This is a genomic window from Calothrix rhizosoleniae SC01 (genome assembly GCF_900185595.1).
Taxonomy (GTDB): Bacteria; Cyanobacteriota; Cyanobacteriia; order Cyanobacteriales; family Nostocaceae; genus Calothrix_A; species Calothrix_A rhizosoleniae.
The window spans coordinates 1-4149 of record NZ_FYBH01000227.1; the positions used below are offsets into that span (position 1 = coordinate 1).

A 4149-nucleotide genomic window follows, 5' to 3' on the forward strand; every position below is an offset into this window, starting at 1 on the left:
CAGGAGATACCCAAGTCACTTTTCCTTCCACAATGCCATATTCTTGATAGGGATAGGCATCAAACTTGACTTTAACTACCATTCCCACCTTTAAGAAGCCACTATCCTGTATGGGCATTTGAGCTTTGAGAACAACATCAGCATTTTTGGGTGCAATTTGAGCAATCCTTTGTCCTGATTGTACTACTTGTCCTGATTTACTAAATGGCAATTCAAAAATGACTCCATCAATGGGCGATCGCACAATGCGTTGCTTTAGTTGTATATTTAAAGATGTTATCTGACCCTTGGTTTGAGCTATTTGGGATTCTAGTGCTGTAGCTTGCTTATCTATTTCTTTAAGTTGTTCTTGATTCTTTAAAATTGCTAATTTACCAGCTTGAAGTAAAGCCTGATAGCTATTTTTTTCTTCTTGCAATCGCAGTTTTGCTTGGCTAATATCAGCTTCTAACTGATTCATTGTTGCTTGAAAACGATTTTTCTCTTCTATTAGGCGCAATCTTGCTTTTTTAACATCAGATTGGGATTTTTCGTAGATTCTTTGACTTTCTTGCTCTTGTTTGAGTAGTTCATCAACTTGATTGACAGAAACAGCACCATCTTTCATAAGGTTGCTAAACCTTTGGACTTGTCTAGAATCTATAGCCAAACGTGATTTAAACGCATTTTGATCATTCAATGAGGTATAAATTTGTTGATTAACTTGATTGACTAATGCTTGTTTTTCTAATCTTTGTAGATAAAATATACTTGTTTTTGCAGCCAGGTTGTGTTTTGCCTGATTAATTTGGGAGAGTTTTTCTAAAGCTTGGGATTGGTTTTGTTGTTCTTGGGTACTAAGAGTTAACTGAATCTGATTTTTAAGTACATCTAATTGTGCTCTTTGATTTAATAATCCAGTCAGCTTTGCCTTGGCTTGCTGAAGTTCTGTTTCTAAAACATCAGCATTAATTTCTAGTAAAGTTTGTCCTGCTTTGACGGTGTCACCTTCTTTTACATTGACAAATTTTACACTCCCCGCAGCTAGAGAATCTAATTTTTGAGTTGCGCCTTTAGGTTCTATCCGTCCCATAGCGCTTCCTGTTTCATCCACTTTAGACATTGTTGCCCAAGGTATGCCAATGACTGCAAAGAATAGCAGGCAATACAACACTCCATGAGTCCACAATTGGGGTAGACCATCTAGTAATTCTTTTGTCCCATAGTGAAGATCATTGTCATTATCTGCTAGGAGTTCTTCATTACCCCCAGTATTTTCATCATAAACTTTGTTGTTTATGTGCTGATCATATTCTTTTTGTACAAGCACAGATGAAGAATTAGAAGATTGATATGGCATAACTCTATATCCCAGAATAAGAGATGAAGATGTGGAGAGCCAATATTGACTCTCTACAATTTTCCTAGCTCAACTGACTTGAGCTAATTGTTGTTGATTTAGATAGTAATAATGACCTTGTTTGGCGATTAATTCGTCATGATTGCCGCTTTCTACTAATATTCCCTGATCTAAAACCAAAATTAAGTCTGCATTACGTACGGTTGAGAGCCGATGGGCAATGATAACACTGGTACGTCCTTTCAAAATCTTTTTCAGATTGTTCTGAATAATCCTTTCTGATTCTGTATCTAGATGGCTAGTAGCTTCATCAAACAAGAGCAAACGGGGATTACCCATTAGAGCGCGGGCTATGGCTATACGCTGGCGTTGACCCCCAGAAAGCATACCACCACCTTCTCCGATTTTCGTTTCATAACCCAAGGGTAACTGCTGGATAAATTCATCTGCACCAGCGAAGTTAGCTGCTTGAATGATTTCGTCTAAAGAGGCTTCGGGATGGGCGATGGCAATGTTTTCCCGGATGGTGCCACCAAACAAAAATGTATCTTGGTCTACAATTCCCACTTGAGAACGGAGCGATTGCAAGGAAATACCTGTTACATCATGACCGTCAATAAGTACTTTGCCATCTGTCGGAGGATATAAACCTAAAATTAATTTACTTAAGGTTGTTTTACCAGAACCACTACGTCCTACAAGCGCCACCATTTGTTCTGGCTGGATTTCAAAGTTAAGATTTTCTAGGACATTAGTCTTACTTTCCGGGTGATAACGAAAGGTAACATTTTGAAATTGAATATGACTGCGCAGTTTACCCAGAGTCTTGCGGGGTTTATTGTGCAAGTCTTCTTCTGGCTCTGCTTCTAGCACATCATTGAGGCGTTCTACAGATATCACGATTTCTTGGAATTGAGTCCACAATCCTGAAAACCTTTTAAAAGGACCCAACACGTGACCCACCAACATATTGAAAGCAACTAATTGTCCAACGGTGAGTTCTCCTTGAATTACTTGCCATGCTCCAAACCACATTAATCCCGTACTAGTGAAGGTTTGAATGGCACCACCTATCATTGAGAGGCGGATGCCAATAATCTTGGAATGAAAACGTTTCCTAACCACATTATTCAACAGTTCTTCCCAACGCCAACGCACAGTTTGTTCAATTCCTAATGAGCGAACAGTACGAACGCCTGTGAGGGATTCGATCAGATAACTCTTTTGTTCCGCTCCAGCATTAAAAACCTCCCTCGAGATGCGGCGCAAAATACCTGTGCTAGCGAGAGCCAGGATGAAAAATGGTGGTACAGTCAATAGCACAAATAATGCCATTTTCCAGCTATACCAAAACATCAGGGTCAGGTAGATGACTAATGTTAGCATATCTAACACAATAGACAAACTTTGACCCATCAAGAAGCTTTGAATTTTCCGATTTTCTGCGATGCGAGAGGTGATATCGCCGACGTAGCGGGACTCAAAATAGGAAAGGGGCAAGCGGAAGGTATGTTTGATAAAACCTACTATTAGAGAGATGCTAATGCGATTGGCTGTGTGGGCAAGCAAATATGACCGCACTGCATTCATGGCAATGTTGAAAAAACCAAAAACAAGCATCCCCAAACCGATGGCGTTTAAGGTAGCCACACTACGCTGTACCAAGACTCGGTCTAGTAACAACTGGGTAAATACTGGTGTTACTAATCCAAATAACTGCATTATTACCGAAGCAATAAAGATTTCCAGGAGTACCTTAGAGTGGGGTTTAATTAACTCAAAAAACTTCCACAAACCGACGCTCTCTTCTTGGGCATCTTTGATTAAAGATGTCGGTTGTAGCAGTAATGCATAGCCTGTCCAACCTGCTGCAAATTCCTTACGGGTCAGTTGACGTTGACCAAGGGCCGGATCGCCCACAATCACTCTTTTTTTATTTATTTCATAGACAACGATAAAGTGATTACCTTCCCAGTGAGCGATCGCTGGTAGAGATTGTTCGGCGAATTTTTCCAAAGTTGCTTTCACCGGACGGGTAGCAAAACCAAGACCTTCTGCCGCTGAAGCTAGAGCCCGCAGAGATGCACCACTACGACTGGCATTGGTCATATCTCGCAGACGATTGACACTAAAACGTTTACCCCAGAAGCCGCTAATCATCACCAAGCAAGCAGCACCGCAATCGGAGGCACTGTGCTGGGCATAGTAAGGATATTGCTTCGTGAACCGTCCCCACCAATGCCCCATTCGTACTTTTGGACCGGGAAAATAAGGGCGGACTTTCTTGGGTGGTGGTTGTAATACTTTTTCTTGCCCCGGAAAGGGAATAATTTTGGCAGATGAGTCCAAAGGTTTTATCCTACGCTGAGGACGTGGTTTTGGCTGCGGTTTCAGAACTGGATGCTGATCGGCGGCAGTAACAAATTCTCCTAACTCTGGGCATTGTTGCAGTGCAGTTTGCCAGTCTGCATTTTGCAGAACATACACAATGCTTGGTTCCTCTATTTGCAAATTACCCTGTGGTAATTCCCCATAGATTTTCCCTGGTGCCAATGAACTACCATCAGATTGCAGAAATTTGCCTCGGTACGGTAGCCATAGTTTAGTTTCTGTGGGTATAGGTGTTGGTTCTAAACGTTGAAAACTATGGCGTTTACATAAGGATAAAGCTGTGAGTAACCCTTCTACTTGTGATGTGTGGTTGGGGAATTGTGAATTTTGACGACACAACAACATTAAATCCCACATCTCTGCTCGGCGATAGAAGCGATCACGTATTTGTGGGTATTTCTCCATCAAAAGTTGTAATT

At 41.2% G+C, this 4149-nt stretch carries 2 protein-coding genes; both read right to left on the reverse strand.

The genetic code is table 11. The features are described from left to right. A partial coding sequence (locus CALSC_RS13660) for an HlyD family efflux transporter periplasmic adaptor subunit (protein WP_088241881.1) occupies positions 1–1339 on the reverse strand: 1339 nt, incomplete at its 3' end. A gap of 69 nt (positions 1340–1408) precedes the next feature. Next, on the reverse strand, positions 1409–4149 hold a 2741-nt coding region (locus CALSC_RS13665; protein ID WP_143288252.1), incomplete at its 5' end, for a peptidase domain-containing ABC transporter.